This is a genomic window from Loktanella sp. DJP18, assembly GCF_049310965.1.
GTDB lineage: Bacteria > Pseudomonadota > Alphaproteobacteria > Rhodobacterales > Rhodobacteraceae > Loktanella.
In genome coordinates this window covers 1-14,760 of the sequence record NZ_JBMERN010000005.1, presented here as the reverse complement: position 1 = coordinate 14,760, position 14,760 = coordinate 1, and the positions used below count along the sequence as shown (strand labels likewise).

General features: G+C 62.9%; 17 protein-coding genes. 9 read left to right on the top strand and 8 right to left on the bottom strand.

The genetic code is table 11. The features are described 5' to 3' along the window. Positions 1-32: 32 nt before the first annotated feature. Positions 33-1,313: an alpha/beta hydrolase family protein gene (locus ACOI1H_RS02345; RefSeq protein WP_422435114.1), complete on the bottom strand. Its 1,281-nt coding sequence runs from the start codon at positions 1,311-1,313 to the stop codon at positions 33-35. A gap of 82 nt (positions 1,314-1,395) precedes the next feature. Here ACOI1H_RS02345 and ACOI1H_RS02340 point away from each other — a divergent pair, with 82 nt between their 5' ends. The 4 genes from ACOI1H_RS02340 to ACOI1H_RS02325 all read left to right on the top strand — a co-directional run bounded on the left by ACOI1H_RS02340 (position 1,396) and on the right by ACOI1H_RS02325 (position 5,378). Further along, positions 1,396-2,346, top strand: a complete 951-nt coding sequence (locus ACOI1H_RS02340; RefSeq protein WP_422435113.1) for a D-2-hydroxyacid dehydrogenase family protein — start codon at positions 1,396-1,398, stop codon at positions 2,344-2,346. Positions 2,347-2,358: 12 nt separating this feature from the next. Then, positions 2,359-3,243: an NAD-dependent epimerase/dehydratase family protein gene (locus tag ACOI1H_RS02335; protein WP_422435112.1), complete on the top strand. Its 885-nt coding sequence runs from the start codon at positions 2,359-2,361 to the stop codon at positions 3,241-3,243. 134 nt (positions 3,244-3,377) lie between these two features. Then, entirely contained in the window at positions 3,378-4,751 is a 1,374-nt protein-coding gene (locus ACOI1H_RS02330; protein ID WP_422435111.1) for an MATE family efflux transporter, read from the top strand. Between the two features lie 18 nt (positions 4,752-4,769). Further along, positions 4,770-5,378, top strand: a complete 609-nt coding sequence (locus ACOI1H_RS02325) for a DedA family protein (protein WP_422435110.1) — start codon at positions 4,770-4,772, stop codon at positions 5,376-5,378. Here the strand turns inward: ACOI1H_RS02325 and ACOI1H_RS02320 are convergent. Beyond that, a complete protein-coding gene (locus ACOI1H_RS02320) occupies positions 5,375-5,800 on the bottom strand; it encodes a hypothetical protein (protein WP_422435109.1) in 426 nt (141 codons plus the stop codon). The genes ACOI1H_RS02325 and ACOI1H_RS02320 overlap by 4 nt on opposite strands. 68 nt (positions 5,801-5,868) lie before the next feature. Beyond that, positions 5,869-7,071 (bottom strand): pyridoxal phosphate-dependent aminotransferase, encoded by a 1,203-nt coding sequence (locus tag ACOI1H_RS02315; RefSeq protein WP_422435108.1) that lies wholly within the window; start codon positions 7,069-7,071, stop codon positions 5,869-5,871. Positions 7,072-7,152: 81 nt separating this feature from the next. Here ACOI1H_RS02315 and ACOI1H_RS02310 point away from each other — a divergent pair, with 81 nt between their 5' ends. Genes ACOI1H_RS02310 through ACOI1H_RS02300 form a run of 3 tightly spaced genes read left to right on the top strand, consistent with a single transcriptional unit; the run spans position 7,153 to position 8,398 of the window. Next, entirely contained in the window at positions 7,153-7,539 is a 387-nt protein-coding gene (locus tag ACOI1H_RS02310) for a helix-turn-helix domain-containing protein (protein WP_422435107.1), read from the top strand. Then, entirely contained in the window at positions 7,539-7,817 is a 279-nt protein-coding gene (locus ACOI1H_RS02305) for a succinate dehydrogenase assembly factor 2 (RefSeq protein WP_422435106.1), read from the top strand. The genes ACOI1H_RS02310 and ACOI1H_RS02305 overlap by 1 nt, the downstream gene beginning before the upstream one ends. A 59-nt stretch (positions 7,818-7,876) precedes the next feature. Beyond that, positions 7,877-8,398 (top strand): MarR family winged helix-turn-helix transcriptional regulator, encoded by a 522-nt coding sequence (locus tag ACOI1H_RS02300; RefSeq protein ID WP_422435105.1) that lies wholly within the window; start codon positions 7,877-7,879, stop codon positions 8,396-8,398. Here the strand turns inward: ACOI1H_RS02300 and ACOI1H_RS02295 are convergent. The 5 genes from ACOI1H_RS02295 to ACOI1H_RS02275 all read right to left on the bottom strand — a co-directional run bounded on the left by ACOI1H_RS02295 (position 8,392) and on the right by ACOI1H_RS02275 (position 12,801). Then, positions 8,392-9,090 (bottom strand): DUF1194 domain-containing protein, encoded by a 699-nt coding sequence (locus ACOI1H_RS02295; RefSeq protein WP_422435104.1) that lies wholly within the window; start codon positions 9,088-9,090, stop codon positions 8,392-8,394. The two genes, ACOI1H_RS02300 and ACOI1H_RS02295, sit on opposite strands and share 7 nt — an antisense overlap. A gap of 8 nt (positions 9,091-9,098) precedes the next feature. Then, the gene (locus tag ACOI1H_RS02290; protein WP_422435103.1) at positions 9,099-9,803 is read right to left on the bottom strand and encodes a DUF1194 domain-containing protein; all 705 of its coding nucleotides are present in this window, start codon (positions 9,801-9,803) and stop codon (positions 9,099-9,101) included. Position 9,804: 1 nt separating this feature from the next. Then, positions 9,805-10,233, bottom strand: coding sequence for a VOC family protein (locus ACOI1H_RS02285; protein WP_422435102.1), 429 nt, complete (start codon positions 10,231-10,233; stop codon positions 9,805-9,807). Positions 10,234-10,304: 71 nt separating this feature from the next. Then, on the bottom strand, positions 10,305-11,762 hold the full coding sequence (locus ACOI1H_RS02280) for a tetratricopeptide repeat protein (RefSeq protein ID WP_422435101.1): 1,458 nt from the start codon (positions 11,760-11,762) through the stop codon (positions 10,305-10,307). Beyond that, a complete protein-coding gene (locus ACOI1H_RS02275) occupies positions 11,755-12,801 on the bottom strand; it encodes a hypothetical protein (RefSeq protein ID WP_422435100.1) in 1,047 nt (348 codons plus the stop codon). Before ACOI1H_RS02275 ends, ACOI1H_RS02280 begins: the two co-directional genes overlap by 8 nt. Positions 12,802-12,965: 164 nt before the next feature. On the opposite strand from ACOI1H_RS02275, the gene thyX reads away from it, so the two are divergent. Together thyX and ACOI1H_RS02265 are read left to right on the top strand one after the other, a co-directional pair. Next, positions 12,966-13,889 (top strand): FAD-dependent thymidylate synthase, encoded by a 924-nt coding sequence (thyX, locus tag ACOI1H_RS02270; RefSeq protein WP_422435099.1) that lies wholly within the window; start codon positions 12,966-12,968, stop codon positions 13,887-13,889. A 1-nt stretch (position 13,890) separates the two neighbouring features. Beyond that, positions 13,891-14,616, top strand: coding sequence for a biosynthetic peptidoglycan transglycosylase (locus tag ACOI1H_RS02265; RefSeq protein WP_422435098.1), 726 nt, complete (start codon positions 13,891-13,893; stop codon positions 14,614-14,616). Positions 14,617-14,760: the final 144 nt, after the last annotated feature.

Below are 14,760 nucleotides of genomic sequence, written 5' to 3'. Positions count from 1 at the left end.
GCGGGGCAATGCCCCGACCCCCGCGGTGCCGGCTATTCCCCGGCGGATCTGCTTTCGAACATCAGGCCCGCAGCGGTGCGGTCGGGAAAGCCGGTCCAATAGGTGTCGTCGGCCGTGGGTTGGCCTGCGTCGTCAACCGCGCGGACCCCGTCGGCGGCGTTCGGGATCAGGTCGAAGTAGGCGGCCATGTCGCGGCCCTTCAACGTCTGGTCCAGCCAGGCCGTCAGGAAGTGCTGGGCGATATTGTTCATGCGCACGTTGTCCCAGACCGCGTCGGCGTAATGCTCGAACGGTGCAAAGCCGAGGGTGTCGTTCATGGCAAAGCCTTCTGCAGGCGACGGCATGGGCGCACCGGCGTTGTGGTTGGCGTTCACATAGGTCAGCAGGTGGCGGTCGCTGTTGACAGCCCCGTCAAAGATGCCCCGGATCGCGTCATAGCCTGACACGTCGTCGATGCCGCCCGCGATCAGCAAAAGCGGTCGGGTGATCCCGGCAAGGCCGTCAGCATCGAAGAACCCTGTATTGTTGCCCCACGGGCCGAAGGCCGCGAAGGACTTGATCCGGTCGTCAGCCAGTTGCGCGTGGGTCTCGCTGCCCATGACGTTGCGGTCCAGCAACCGCTGCGGCGGCGCAAAGTCGAACCCGGCGCTGGCCGTGGTCACGCCGGCCCCGGCAAGGATCAAGGCGCCATAGCCGCCCATCGAATAGCCGATGACACCGACGTTCGTGGCATCGGTCATCGCACCCAGATCGCCGTCGAGCGTCGCCATGCTGTCGATCACGAACCTCTGGTCCCAAGGCCGGTTGTAAAGCGTCGATCCGAAGGCCTTCATATCGTCGTATGTGCTGTCGGTATGGTCGATGGATGCGACGACATACCCCTTGGAGGCGATGTTTTCCGCCAGCGGCGACATCAGCCAGCGGTTGCCCGGATAACCGTGGCTGACGATCACCAGCGGAAAGCTGTCCCCTGTCAGCGGCACCGCATCGCGGACCGCCTGACCTTGCAGCGTAACCTCTGTCACGCCGTCGCGCAGAAGGGCATCGTAGCTGCCGCCGGGCATCGTGTCCGCTGCGGCGGGGTACCAGATTTCAACTGTGAGAGGCCGATCGTAGGTCGGAATGTCGCCTTCCGCTTGCGCATTCACGACGTCGACCTGATCCGGGTTGGTGAAGGTCATGGTCTGCACGCCGACCTTGAAGTCGCCGTAGGCCGCGAGGTCCGGGGCGTCCGGGCGTATCACGTCGATCCGGTTTTCGGCAGTCGCGGCTTGCGCGGTCAGGGCGAGAGCGAGGGGCAGGATGCGTTTCACGAAGGACACTCCATCTGGGGCAAGGTCTTGTGGCCAAAGGCCGATACCGCGATAGATAGACCGGAACCGGCGGAGAAACACCATGAAGATCGCGATACTGGACGATTACGCCCGCGCCGCGCTGCGTCTGGCGGACTGGGGCCGACTGGGCGAGGTCACGGTATTTTCCGATACGGTGACAGGTGCGGCGCTGGTTGCACGTCTGCACCCGTTCGAGGTCATCTGTCTGATGCGCGAACGCACGCCACTGGACGCGGAGTTGATTGCCGCCTTGCCCAATCTGCGCCTGATCGTGACGACCGGACCGCGCAATGCGAGCATTGACGTAGCCGCCGCCCGCGCTGCCGGGATCACCGTCAGCGGCACCGAAAGCCGCAAGACAACGACTTCTGAATTGACGACGCTGATGATGCTGGCGCTGAACCGGCGGTTGATGCCCGAGGTCGCGGCGCTCCACGACACCGGCTGGCAGATGGGGCTGGGCCGTGACGTGGCTGGTCTGACGCTGGGCCTGATCGGGCTGGGCAACATCGGAGCGCAGATGGCGACGATCGGCAAGGCGCTTGGCATGGGGATCGTGGCATGGTCGCCGCACCTGACGGATGCCCGCTGCGCCCAACTGGGCGTCGGGCGGATGGATACGCTGCCGGACCTGATGGCGCGGGCCGATGTGGCTTCGGTTCATATGGTGCTGTCGGACCGCACCAAAGGGCTTGTCGGGCGCGATGCCTTTGCCGCCGCGAAGACGGGGCAAGTGTTCATCAACACCTCGCGCGGGCCGCTGGTGGACACGGCGGCCTTGCTGGCTGGGCTGCGCCTCGGTCGTCCGGCGATGGCGGGGCTTGATGTCTTCGACAGCGAACCCCTGCCGATGAACGACCCTCTGCGCGACGCTGACCTCGTCGCCTCTGGCAAACTGCTGCTGACGCCCCACCTCGGCTACACGACAGAGGCGACGTTTCGCCTGTTCTACACCCAGACGGTCGAGGCGATCCGCGCCTTCCAGGCCGGCACCCCGATCCGCGAACTGTAAAGGACCATTTCCATGCGCATCTTCTTCACTGGCGGCAACGGCAAGGCCGGGCAATATGCGGTCAAGCATCTGCGCGACCTCGGCCACCATGTCACGAACGTGGACCTGAACGCGCCTGCCGACGGTCGCAGCCTGCGGGTCGATCTGACCGATGCGGGACAGGTGGCCAGCGCGATGCAGGCCTATGCGGACTTCGACGAACTGGAACCCGGCACCGGGGTGCCGCGCTACGACGCAGTCGTGCATTTCGCCGCCGTGCCGCGCATCATGATCGTCCCTGACAACGAGACGTTCCGCATCAACACCCTGTCGACCTATAACGTGATCGATGCGGCGGTGAAGGCGGGCGTGCCCAAGATCATCTTCGCCAGCTCCGAGACGACTTACGGCATCTGCTTTCATGACGGAGAGATGAAGCCCGCCTACATCCCCGTGGACGAGGATCACCCGAGCGTCCCGCAGGACAGCTACGCCATGTCCAAGGTCGTGAACGAGGCGACGGCGCGCAGCTTTCAGGCGCGGTCGGGCGCGGACATCTACGGATTGCGCATCAACAATGTCATCGAACCGCATGAATACGCCGAAAACTTTCCTGATTTCATGGCCCATCCGGAAAAGCGTCGCCGCAACATTTTCGCCTATATCGACGCGCGCGATCTGGCGCAGATGGTGGAACGCTGTCTGGTCACGGACGGGCTGGGATACGAGGTCTTCAACGTCGCCAACGACGACATGAGCGTGGATCTGACGACGGATGAGGTCATCGACCGGTTCTATCAAGGCGTCGCGCAGCGCCGCGAGATGAGCCGGACAGAGACGTTCTACGACAACACCAAGGCCAAGCGCATGCTGGGCTTCGCCCCGCAGCACAGCTGGCGTGACGTGCTGAAGGACTGATCCCCTTCTTCCGGTCGAAAACATCCCGGGGTGTGGGGCAGAGCCCCGCGCCGATTTTTCGCGAAAAATCGCAGACGCGCCCGGACGCGACGCAGCGTCTGGACCCGATCCCCGTTCACCCTTAGAGCCATCGCATGGAACACCCCGCCCAGACCTACCGTCAGCACTTCGGCGCCGTCCTGAAATTGGGCGTGCCCCTGATGCTCTCCAACCTCGCGCAGTTCGCGATCCACGTCACGGATACGCTGATGCTGGGTTGGTACAATGTGACCGACCTTGCGGCGGCGACGCTTGCGACAAGTCTTTATTTCGTGATCTTCATCGTCGGTGCGGGGTTTGCGCAGGCGGTGACGCCACTCGTTGCCGCCGCTGCCGAGGCGGGCGATATCACGACGGCCCGTCGTGCCACGCGCATGGCGGTCTGGCTTTCGGTGATCTACGGTGCTGTCGTGGGGCTGCCGTTCTTCGTGGCCGAACCGATCCTGCTGGCCATCGGGCAGACGCCCGCGGTCGCGGCGGCGGGCGCGGACTATCTGTGGATCATCGCGCTGGGCTTCATCCCGGCCCTGGTCGTCATGGTGCTGAAGTCATTCCTCGTCGCGCTCGAGATGACGGCGATGATCCTGTGGTCGACGGTGATCGCGGCAATCTTGAACATCGCGCTGAACTATCTGCTGATCTTCGGCAATTTCGGGGCACCCGAACTGGGCATCCAGGGGGCGGCCATCGCATCGGTCACGATGCAAGTGGCCACGGTCGTGGTGCTGGTGGTCTACGTGCTGCGCCGGTTGCCGCAGTACCAGTTGACCCGCAATCCGTGGCGTCCCGATCCGCAGATCATGGGGCGCGTCTTTCGTCTGGGCCTGCCGATCGGCCTGACGTCGTTGGCCGAAGGCGGGCTGTTCACGGCCTCTGCCATCATGATGGGCTGGATCGGAGAAATTCCGTTGGCCGCCCACGGCATCGCCCTGCAACTGGCAAGCCTGACCTTCATGGTCCACATCGCGCTGAGTCAGGCGGCGACCGTGCGCGCGGGCCGCGCCGTTGGCCGTCGGGACGAGGTCGGCCTGCGGCGGGGCGGCATCGCCGCAACCGCAATGTCGGGGTTGTTCGTGGCTGCGACGATCTTCGTCTTCCTTGTCTTTCCGGCACCGCTGATCGGTCTCTTCGTCGATACGGACTCGCCCGTCAGGGCAGAGGTGATCGGCCTTGGTGTTCAGCTCCTGGCGCTTGCGGCGCTGTTTCAACTGGTCGACGCAGCGCAGGTCATGGCGCTGGGCCTGCTGCGCGGCATCCAGGACACGGCCGTGCCGATGATCATCGCCGCCGTCAGCTACTGGGTGATCGCGATGCCGGCCAGTTACCTCATGGCGTTCACATGGGGCTGGGGGGCGCAGGGGCTTTGGCTGGGGTTGGTGGTGGGTCTGGCCGCCGCGGCCGTCGCCCTGACGTCACGATTCTGGCGCAGGCGGTTGCAACACCCGATGGAACAGGGAACCGCTCTGTGAGGGGCGGGGTTGGGACGCATGTTTGATTTCATCACGAACCTGATCGACACGATGGGTGCCTTCGGCGTCGGCATCGTCATGTTCCTCGAGAACGTTTTTCCGCCGATCCCGTCGGAACTGATCATGCCTCTGGCGGGGTTCAACGCGGCCGAGGGCAAGCTGTCGCTGGCGGCTGTCTTTCTGTGGGGCACGGCCGGGTCCGTGCTGGGCGCATATTTGTGGTATGAGATCGGCCGCAGGGTCGGACGAGAGCGTCTGCAACGCTTTATCGGGCAATACGGTGTCTGGCTGACGCTGAGCCAGGATGACATCCGCCGCGCGATCGATTGGTTCGACCGTCACGACAAGGCGGCCACGTTCTTTGGTCGGATGATCCCCGGCGTGCGGACCCTGATTTCTGTGCCCGCTGGCATCTCGGGCATGGGGCTTGTGCGGTTCCTGATCTACACCACTGCTGGAAGTGCCTTGTGGAACGTGGCGTTGATCGCATCGGGTTTCCTGCTGCAAGCCAACTACGAACGCGTGGTCGATTACCTGAATCCGATCACCAACCTGATAATCGGCGCAATCGTGATCGCCTATGTCTACCGCGTCATCCGCCAGATCCGGGAGCGCCGGCACACCTAATCGTCGTCAGACCCAACCACATCCTTACCCAGCAACCGGTCCGCCTTCTTGCGCACCAGCACCGTGCGCAGGTCGTGCATCGCCAGCAGCAAGGCGTCGGTGACGTCTTCAAGCTGGTCGTCGGACGCCTTGGACTGGACCCATTGGGTCGTGATGTTCAGGTAGTCGACCGCCCGGTGAATATCGTCGATGTCGCGCTGCGCCAGAAGCGCCACCCGCTTGTTCAGCCAGTCCTGAAATGCGGCAATGTCCTGTGCCGTCAGGACGCGGTCGCCTTGCGGCTTCACCTCTCCGTTGCGGACGTTGACGATGGCAAGCTGGTCCATCTCGATCCGGCGCTGACGGTTTTCCGTATCGATGCGGAATACGGCGGCGCCGTTCTCGCGGATGCGAAAGTAGTAGTCTGGCAGATCGGCACCCATGCAGTCCGTCCCTTTTTGCGCAACGATAGCGAAGCGCACCCGTCAATCAAGGTCGGTGGTGTCGCCGTCTAGGTCAGCCCCTCGCAGAAGGTCTTGATCCGGGCACAGGCTTCGCTCAGGGCGGTGTCGGAAGTGGCATAGCTGACGCGGAAATGCGGTGACAGGCCGAAGGCCGCGCCAAAGACGACGGCAGCGCCGGTTTCATCCAGCAGGGCGGTGGCGAATGTTTCGTCCGTGTCGATCACGGTGCCGCCGGCGCTGGTCTTGCCGATGCAGCCCTTGATCGATGGATAGACATAGAAGGCCCCCTCGGGACGGGGGCAGGCGATGCCGGGGCAGTCGTTCAGCGCATCCACCACCAGATCGCGGCGCCGCACGAACATGGCGTTGTTCGGCTTCAGGAACTCCTGCGTGCCGTTCAATGCCTCGACTGCGGCCCATTGGCTGATGGTGCAGGGGTTCGAGGTGGACTGCGACTGCACCTTGCGCATGGCCTTGATCAATGGCTCGGGCCCTGCCGCATAGCCGATCCGCCAGCCGGTCATGGCATAGGCCTTGCTGACGCCGTTGACGGTCAGGGTGCGGTCGTACAACTTCGGTTCGACCTCTGCCGGGGTGCAGAACGTGAAGGCCCCGTAGGCCAGATGCTCGTACATGTCGTCGGTCATCACCCAGACATGCGGATGCCGCAGCAGTACGTCGGTCAGGGCCTTGAGCTCATCCCAGCTATAACCTGCGCCGGTCGGGTTGCTGGGCGAGTTGAACAGGAACCATTTGGTGCGCGGCGTGATCTCGGCCTCAAGCTGATCGGCGGTAATCTTGTAGCCGCGCTCCATTTCTCCCGCGACGAAGACGGGTGTGCCGCCGCCCAGCAACACCATGTCGGGATAACTGACCCAGTAGGGGGCGGGTATGATGACCTCGTCCCCGGGGTTCAAGGTCGCCATGAAGGCATTGTAAAGCACTTGCTTGCCGCCCGTGCCGACGCTGATCTGAGCGGGGGTGTAGGTCAGCGCATTGTCGCGCTTGAACTTGGCGCAGATTGCCTGCTTCAGCTCCGGGATGCCGTCGACGGCGGTATATTTCGTCTTGCCATCCTTGATCGCCTGCGTCGCTGCCGCCTTGATGTTGTCGGGCGTGTCGAAATCGGGCTCTCCGGCACCAAGGCCGATGATGTCGCGGCCCTGCGCCTTCAACTCTGCGGCGCGCGTCGTGACGGCGATGGTGGGCGAGGGTTTGACGCGGTCAAGGGTCGCAGACAGAAAGGTCATGGGGGGCATCCGGTGGCCAATGGGGTTCGCCTGTGTCATAAGACGCCCGACCATCACCACGCAAGCGATCAGGAGCCTGCCATGTCCGATTCCGATTGGTACAGCGACGACGCCGCGACGTTCGGCGATCGGCTGACAGCCGCGAGAGAGGCGTCCGGGCTGGACGTCGAGGGCCTTGCGACGCGCCTTGGCGTCAAGATCACGACGCTGGAGGCCTGGGAACAGGACGTGAAAGAGCCGCGCGCCAACCGATTGCAGATGCTGGCGGGGATGCTGAATGTAAGTCTGACCTGGTTGCTGACGGGGCAGGGCGACGGCCTGCCGCCACCGTCCGAGAACGGGGATGCGGACGTGGACACGCGCGCCCTTTTGTCGGACCTGCGCGATTTACGCCTGTCGATCGTCGCCAGCGCCGACCGTCTGGCCCGCCTGGAAAAGCGGCTACGCACAAAGCTGAAGGACGCCTGATGCAGGACGCTATCGAGACCGCGCGCAAGCGGCTGATCATGCGGTCCATGCGGCGCGGGATCAAGGAAATGGACCTGATCCTGTCGGATTTCGCCCGACGTCGGCTGCAGGATTACGATTCGGACCAGCTTGCCCAGTACGAGGCGTTGCTGGAGGAGAGCGATCTGGACATCTATCACTGGGTCAGCGGGCAAAGTGCGGCACCTGTCCATTTCGCGCCCCTTGTGGCCGAGATTTCCGCCGGGGCGACGGGATTGACACGACCGCACGCAACTTAACGGAATTTTTGACAATTCCGTGCAGGGTCGAGGTCAGACAGTCGATATCGGAGACGGCAATGACCTTGCACGCCAAACTGAACACGAGGCCGGACGACATGCAGATGTCGCCGGCAAACGCGGCCTTCATGGCGACATACCTCGATTCCCTGCTTTTGGTCGAACGGCTGCACCGGCTGCTGCTGGACGTCATCAAGGATGAATTCGAGCGCGTCGGCGTGCTGGAAATAAACCCGGTGCAGGCGCTCTTGCTGTTCAACGTCGGCAACAACGAGGTGACCGCGGGAGAGTTGAAGACGCGCGGTTATTACCAGGGCAGTAACGTCAGCTACAACCTCAAGAAGCTGGTCGACAGCGGTTACATGCATCACGAACGGTCGGAAATCGACCGCCGGTCCGTGCGTGTGCGCCTGACGCAGAAGGGGCGTGACATCCGGCAGATCGTGTCGAAGCTTTTCGCCACCCACGCGGAAGGGTTGCTGTCGCGCGGCGTCGTGGATCAGCAGGGGATCGAGGATATCACCGGATCGCTGCGGCGGGTCGAACGCTACTGGACGGAACAAATCCGCTACATCTACTGATCGGCGTGCGACAGGGCGAGGGACTGCAATTCGCGCAGCAACTTGCGTTCCATCGCCGCGGCATAGTTCTGAAATCCCACGGCAGTCTCGACGAATGCGCCGGGGCCTCGAATGACGTAGGCTCGGAAATAGGCCGAAAGCTCTCGGATGTCGGCTGCGGTCTCATCCCGACCGGGTTGCTGGTCGGCCCCGATGGTCAGCCCGTTGACGGTGACGCCCGGGGGCGTGCGATCCTGTCCGATGTCCTGCGGCCGTGGGCCGGTGTTGGCGATCCCGTCGCCTGATAGATCGAGCGTGCGGGCCCAGCAATCGTTCTGGGTGTCCAGCATCGCGAACCCGGCCAGCATGGCAGAACCGAGCGCCGTGGTCTGGTCCTGCCGGCTGCGGGGCGCGGTCAGGATGCGTTGGCGTGCGTTATCCAGGTCCGCGGAGTCGACGATCGTGCGCCACGGCAGGATCACCGTCTGTGCGACAGGGCCGCTCCATTCGAAGACGGTCAGACGGATCGGCGCGTCGGGCTGTTGCAGGATCGCCGCGCGCACGGCAGCTGACCCAAGTGCCCCCGCCAACCCTTCGCGCTGCATCACATATTCCCGCGCATCCACCGACCCGGAGATGTCGAGGCCCAGCGCCAGCGCCTGTCGGCAGGCCGCATGCGCCCCCTGCGATGCCAGCATCAGGGAAATGAGCAACAGATGCCTCACCCTTGCGGCACGGGTGCGGCAGCACCCCCCAGGACCTGAACGCCAAGCTCGCGGATCAGTTTGCGCCGCATGGCGCGCGCGTAATCGTCGAATGTCGTCGCGACCTCGATGAAGGCACCGGGGCCGCGGATGACTTCATTCATGTAGAACGGAATCAGGCCGACCTCGCCTTCGAAGTCGGCGGCATTCACCACAAGGCCGTTCACCGTCACGCCTTCGAACGGAAACGCGCGATACGCCTCGACCGGTCCGAAACCTTCGTTGTTGATCCCGTCGCCCGCGACGTCGATGGTCTGGAACAGGCAGGCGGGGGCGGACTGCAACAGACCGGCCGCATGACCCAGCGCATGGCCCATCGCGGTCGGGAAGTCGTTGTGGCTTCGGCTGCTGCCCGCGATCTGGGCGGACAGGCGGATCAGGTCATCGGGCGATTGCACCACTGTCCAGTCCGCCAGCGTGGCCTGGTTGTAGCGCCCGGACCATTCGAAGACGGCCAGCGCAACCGGATCGTCAGCGGTCAGAAAGGCGGCCATGACCTCTGGGTCGACCAGCGCCTGTGCCAATCCCTGCCGCTGCAACACATCCTCGGCCGCGTCGACAGAGGATGACACGTCGATGGCCAGCACAAGCGCCAGCCGGCAGGCACCGGCCGGCTGCGCCATCAACGTCAGGCCGGTCAGCGCTGCCAGCCGGCCGATCATCCTACCAATGACCGATGTTTTCCATGCTGGCCCACGGCTCGGCCTTTGGCAGCGCGTCGCCGTTCTGCAACAATTCGACCGAGACGTTGTCCGGTGAGCGAACGAACGCCATGTTGCCGTCGCGCGGCGGCCGGTTGATCGTCACGCCGTTGTCCATCAGATGCTGGCACAGCGCGTAGATGTCGTCGGTGCGATAGGCGAGATGGCCGAAATGGCGGCTGTCGGAGGGCAGGCCCGTGTCGCCGTCCCAGTTCCAGGTCAGCTCGACTGGGCAATCCTCGTCCCCTTCGGCGGCCATGAAGATCAGCGAAAAGCGTCCGCCGTCATCGTCGCGGCGGCGAATTTCCCGTAGACCCAGCAGGTTGAAAAACGCCATCGTCTTGTCCAGATCCTGAACGCGGAGCATGGTATGCAGGTATTTCAGGGACATCGTGGTCCTTCCTCGGGCTGTTTGCATTGGCCAAATGGTAGCCTGTCCTCAGGCCCTGCCAAGACCGCAACCTAGAACGCCGACCGCAAATCGATGCCGATGTTCGCGAAATCCGTATCGAAACGCTCTGCCCGCGAATAGGTGCGCCCGGCGCTGAGGGTAAAGACGGGCGTGAAGCCGTAGTATTCCAACTCGTCCACCAGCGCCGTCACCTGGCCGGTCACGGTTCGGTCCCGCCGGATGCCGGAAGTGTAGATGGAACGGTCGAATTTGCGTTCCTCGAACTGCGCCCCGAACCCGAAGCGGACGTTCATCACCGGTTGGGCCAGGTCCAGACCCGCCGCGACGCGCCAAGAGACGAAGTCGTTTTCGGCATTGTCCGATGTGCTCATCCGGTTCGACACGCCCAGATTCACGATGTTGCCGTCGTCCAGCAGGCGTGTGTAACCCAGACCGACCCCGAAATTCGCGATGTCGTCATAAAGGATCGGGTCGCCAAAGCTGTCCACTCGATCCGGCTGATCCGCAAAATTGTAGCGATAGAAACCGTCAAGCCTGATCTGTTCCCCCGGGCCGAAGGCAAAGCTTTGCGACACCGAGGCTGTCACGAACTTCTGGTAGGTTTCGCCACCATACCAGTTGCGACCCAATGACAGCGACAGGGTGGTCGGCTGCCAGTCGTCGCGCAGGATTTGCTGCTGGATCAGGGACACCGACGCCTCGGTATAGGCAAAATCGCTGCCCGCCCGCGGCAGGTCGCTGGTGTCGCCCGCGGCAGCGTCGATGTCGCGCTGCAGGGCGTCCCTGGCGGTCTGACTTAACGCATATGTGGTGGTGTTGAGGTCGAATGCGACGGACAGCTGTGACCGCGCATCCTCGCGCAACCGATATCGCAACGTGGCACCTGCGTCGAATTGAAAGCCCGACAGCGGCTTGGCGGATTCGCTGAGGACCGTGACGAAGGGGCCGATCGTGACGGTGTCCGACCGCGACCCGTTGTTGATGTTGTTCGACGGCGTGGCCCCGAAGGACAGGTTGAACGACAGCGGATTGCGGTTGCGCAGAAACGCATAGTCACGGGCGACTGACTCCGCGTTCTCTGCATCCGGTGCCACCTGCCGGGCACGGCGCAGCCAGAATTGCGCGCGGGTGTCCTGTTGCAGCGTCGCATGGCCAAGTGCGGCAAGCCGGGCGGCGACAAAGCGGGCTGTGAGGTCGGTTGTGGTCCGGTAGCCGCGCGCTGCCAGATCGACGGCCGCTGCAGGCTGGTTCTGGTCCAACGCGGCCTGCGCCCCGAGGATCAGCGCGGCCGTGTCGTCCGGGTTCTGGGCGAGCACCGCATTCAGCACGTTTCCGGCAGCCGACGGCTGGCCCACCGCCAGCAATTGCTGGGCCAGCACGCGCATGTCGTCGACGCTCAGACCTGTCGCACGATCCTGATCGGTCGCTGTCTGCGCCGCAGCCGGCATGCCAGCCAGGGTCATGGTCGCCGCTAGCACAAGGCCCACGACACGTCCTGCATCAGTCACGGTAAAGGACCACTCCACCCGTTTCCTGGACGTTGACGCCTTCGAACCGCGGGTCGGCGGATTGCAGCACCACGACGCCGACGATCTCGCCGCCGGGTCTCTTTGTGGCGTCGCCCGCGATCAGGCCGTTGAAGGTGCCGGTCTCGTAAGTCTCAAGCGCGCCCTGATCGTTGAGCGTCACGGACCGCAGCTCGCCCGTGAGTTCCCCGTTGCCGTTGATCGTGGGTGAACCCTCTTGAATCACCCAGCCGACATCGGGCAGACGCAACTGACCGTCGCCGTTCCCCAGCGGGATGGCATTGCCGGCCTGATCGATGGCAGCCCGGTTCGTGATCTGGGCACGCACCGCATCGTTGGCGTTGAAGTCCTCGAAATCGATCAGTATGTTCATGTCGCCTGTCGTGTATTCCAGACCGGTGCGGTTCTCGAACACGCGGATACCGGCATATTCGCCGCTGAAGCCGGCCTGACCGGTCGTCGGCAGCGACACGCCGCCGTTGCGCTGATAGACAAAGCCGCCGAACCCGTAGCCGACGTACCCACCGGTGCGCACGATGGCATAGCTTGTCGTCGGCTCTCCGTCGGTGCGGTTGCGGCTGACGCCGTAAAGCGCGCGGTAGGGGGCGATCTGCGTAATCGGCGTCCCGGTCAGCGCATCCTTGACCACCAGAGACGCGCCGAATGCACGGGCCGGGCCGATGGTCCTCAGGGTGCCGGGCAGGCGGGTATAGACGTTGTTGCCGTCGAACCCGATGCCGTCGACAGAGAACGTGTCGGTCGCCGGATCGTAGGCCACGTCCTGCACCAGCGAACTGCCGTCGGCGGCAGACGGCTCGAACCGGACGATGCTGGCATCCGCCGACGGCGATGCGGTGCCGGGCAAGGGCGGCGTCGCGCCGCCCGTGTCGATGCCGCCGTCGTCGTCGCCACCAGTCCCGGTGCCTGGTTCGGGGTCGGTCGCCTCGTCGAAGAACGGCTGACCGTCACCGCAGGCCGTGAGCAGTGCAAGGGCCGCCACGGCCAGTGTCGAACGGATCATGGAATCGCCCCCTGCGAAGTCGAGATGTTGGCGGTCACTGTCCCGGTGCCATCGCCGCAAGTCAATCCGCCGCACCCGGTCCCGGCGGCTTTGCTCACCACTTATGGAGGTTTTGCCACGCGCCGCCTAAAGTGCCCCGACTCGTGATGCAAAGGACGCCGCCCATGCCCGTGACCCCCGACCAGCAGGCCGAAATCGACGATCTCCGCCAGACCCCGCGGCCCACCCTGCGGGCCGTGGCAGAGGGGGCGGAAAAGCATCTTTACACCGCACATCCGGTGCTGGATCACGGCTTCGTCCGGCTGGTGGACTACATGGGCGACGACGCTGCGATCTGCCAGGCCGCCCGCGTGTCCTATGGCCGCGGCACCAAATCCGTGCAGAACGACGAGGGGCTGATCCGCTACCTAATGCGGCACTGGCACTCGACCCCGTTCGAGATGTGCGAGGTCAAGCTGCACGTGAAGCTGCCCGTCTTCGTCGCGCGCCAGTGGATCAGGCACCGGACGGCCAACGTCAACGAATACTCCGCCCGCTATTCGATCCTCGACCGCGAATTCTACATCCCGGCACCCGAACAGCTGGCGGCCCAATCGGTCGTGAACAACCAGGGGCGGGGGCAGGCGCTGACGCCTGACGAATCCGCCCGCGTGCTGGAGATCCTGAAGGGCGACGCCGCCCGGACCTATGACCACTACGCCGAGATGATCGGCGAGGAGGGGCCGGACGGCACACCGAAACAGGGCCTCGCCCGCGAACTCGCCCGCATGAACCTGCCTGCGAACATCTATACCCAGTGGTACTGGAAGGTGGACCTGCACAACCTGTTCCACTTCCTGCGCCTGCGCGCCGACCCCCACGCCCAATACGAAATCCGCGTCTATGCCGAGGCGATCTGCGGAATCGTGGCGGACTGGGTGCCGGCGGCCTACGGGGCGTTCGCGGATTATCGGTTGGGTGGGGCGGTGCTGTCGGCCAAGGGCCTCGATTGCGTGAAGCGGATGCTGGCGGGGGAAGCGGTCACGCAGGAGACCTCGGGCATGAGCAAGGGGGAATGGCGGGAGTTTGAGGGGGTTTTGGTGAAGTAAAATGACAAACTGGCACCAAATATCTTTCGACTTCAGCCCTAAACGATGGCTGCTGCGACTTAATCGAGATCTCGATCAAGTATTGGATTGTATTGACGCCCAAAGCCTTTCTTCAGCAATTTATCAGCAAAGTCACATTACAGGATTCACCGAGTTAACAAAGGTACAAGCTGCGATCCTGTTTTTAGAAGACCGACAATTCTTCTCTCACTCTGGCGTTGAGTTGCGAGCATCATTTAGCTTAATCAAAAGGCTAATAGTGGGCGGCAGGCTGGGTGCTATTAGTACGATCGACCAGCAGTTAGTGCGAATAGCCACAGGCCGCTATGAACGCACTATCAGGCGAAAAATCCGAGAATTACTTTTGGCTGTGTTGCTTAACGCTCATCGTAGCAAAGCTTCGATATTCTACGCCTACATGCACAAAAGCTATTTCGGGTACAAACTTGAAGGTGTTGAGATCAACGCGAAATTTATATTTTGTAAGTATGCTTCAAGACTTAGCTGGGATGAAGCATCTTTCGTTGCTTCGCTCCTTGCGAGACCGTTCCCCAAACAAATCTATGAAATCATTTCGCGCAACGACAGCGACTACAATTTCACGCCCGAGGAAATCATACTTTTAGCAGAGACTCATGCGCCCAATTGGGGTATTGCGATTAGTCGACGCTACCAGTATGTTCGAGATTCATTGCGTGATACGCCCAGCAGCCTCAAAATAAGATAAGTTTTAGAAATCATTTTGAAGTCGTTCTCGTACACGTTGTTAATCGAGCGTGTGCGCCCAAATTCAGAGTTTTTGATTTTTGAGTTTAGTGCATTTAGGAACCTATAAACTTCATACTGAATAAAATTTAGGTACTGCTCAGAG

What these genes read in the sequence shown, in the direction of transcription:
- ACOI1H_RS02340 (WP_422435113.1), top strand. Translation starts at nt 1,396, where the DNA reads ATGAAGATCGCGATACTGGACGATTACGCCCGCGCCGCGCTGCGTCTG.
- ACOI1H_RS02335 (WP_422435112.1), top strand. Translation starts at nt 2,359, where the DNA reads ATGCGCATCTTCTTCACTGGCGGCAACGGCAAGGCCGGGCAATATGCG.
- ACOI1H_RS02330 (WP_422435111.1), top strand. Translation starts at nt 3,378, where the DNA reads ATGGAACACCCCGCCCAGACCTACCGTCAGCACTTCGGCGCCGTCCTG.
- ACOI1H_RS02325 (WP_422435110.1), top strand. Translation starts at nt 4,770, where the DNA reads ATGTTTGATTTCATCACGAACCTGATCGACACGATGGGTGCCTTCGGC.
- ACOI1H_RS02320 (WP_422435109.1), bottom strand. Translation starts at nt 5,800, where the DNA reads ATGGGTGCCGATCTGCCAGACTACTACTTTCGCATCCGCGAGAACGGC.
- ACOI1H_RS02315 (WP_422435108.1), bottom strand. Translation starts at nt 7,071, where the DNA reads ATGACCTTTCTGTCTGCGACCCTTGACCGCGTCAAACCCTCGCCCACC.
- ACOI1H_RS02310 (WP_422435107.1), top strand. Translation starts at nt 7,153, where the DNA reads ATGTCCGATTCCGATTGGTACAGCGACGACGCCGCGACGTTCGGCGAT.
- ACOI1H_RS02305 (WP_422435106.1), top strand. Translation starts at nt 7,539, where the DNA reads ATGCAGGACGCTATCGAGACCGCGCGCAAGCGGCTGATCATGCGGTCC.
- ACOI1H_RS02300 (WP_422435105.1), top strand. Translation starts at nt 7,877, where the DNA reads ATGACCTTGCACGCCAAACTGAACACGAGGCCGGACGACATGCAGATG.
- ACOI1H_RS02290 (WP_422435103.1), bottom strand. Translation starts at nt 9,803, where the DNA reads ATGATCGGCCGGCTGGCAGCGCTGACCGGCCTGACGTTGATGGCGCAG.
- ACOI1H_RS02285 (WP_422435102.1), bottom strand. Translation starts at nt 10,233, where the DNA reads ATGTCCCTGAAATACCTGCATACCATGCTCCGCGTTCAGGATCTGGAC.
- ACOI1H_RS02275 (WP_422435100.1), bottom strand. Translation starts at nt 12,801, where the DNA reads ATGATCCGTTCGACACTGGCCGTGGCGGCCCTTGCACTGCTCACGGCC.
- thyX (WP_422435099.1), top strand. Translation starts at nt 12,966, where the DNA reads ATGCCCGTGACCCCCGACCAGCAGGCCGAAATCGACGATCTCCGCCAG.
- ACOI1H_RS02265 (WP_422435098.1), top strand. Translation starts at nt 13,891, where the DNA reads ATGACAAACTGGCACCAAATATCTTTCGACTTCAGCCCTAAACGATGG.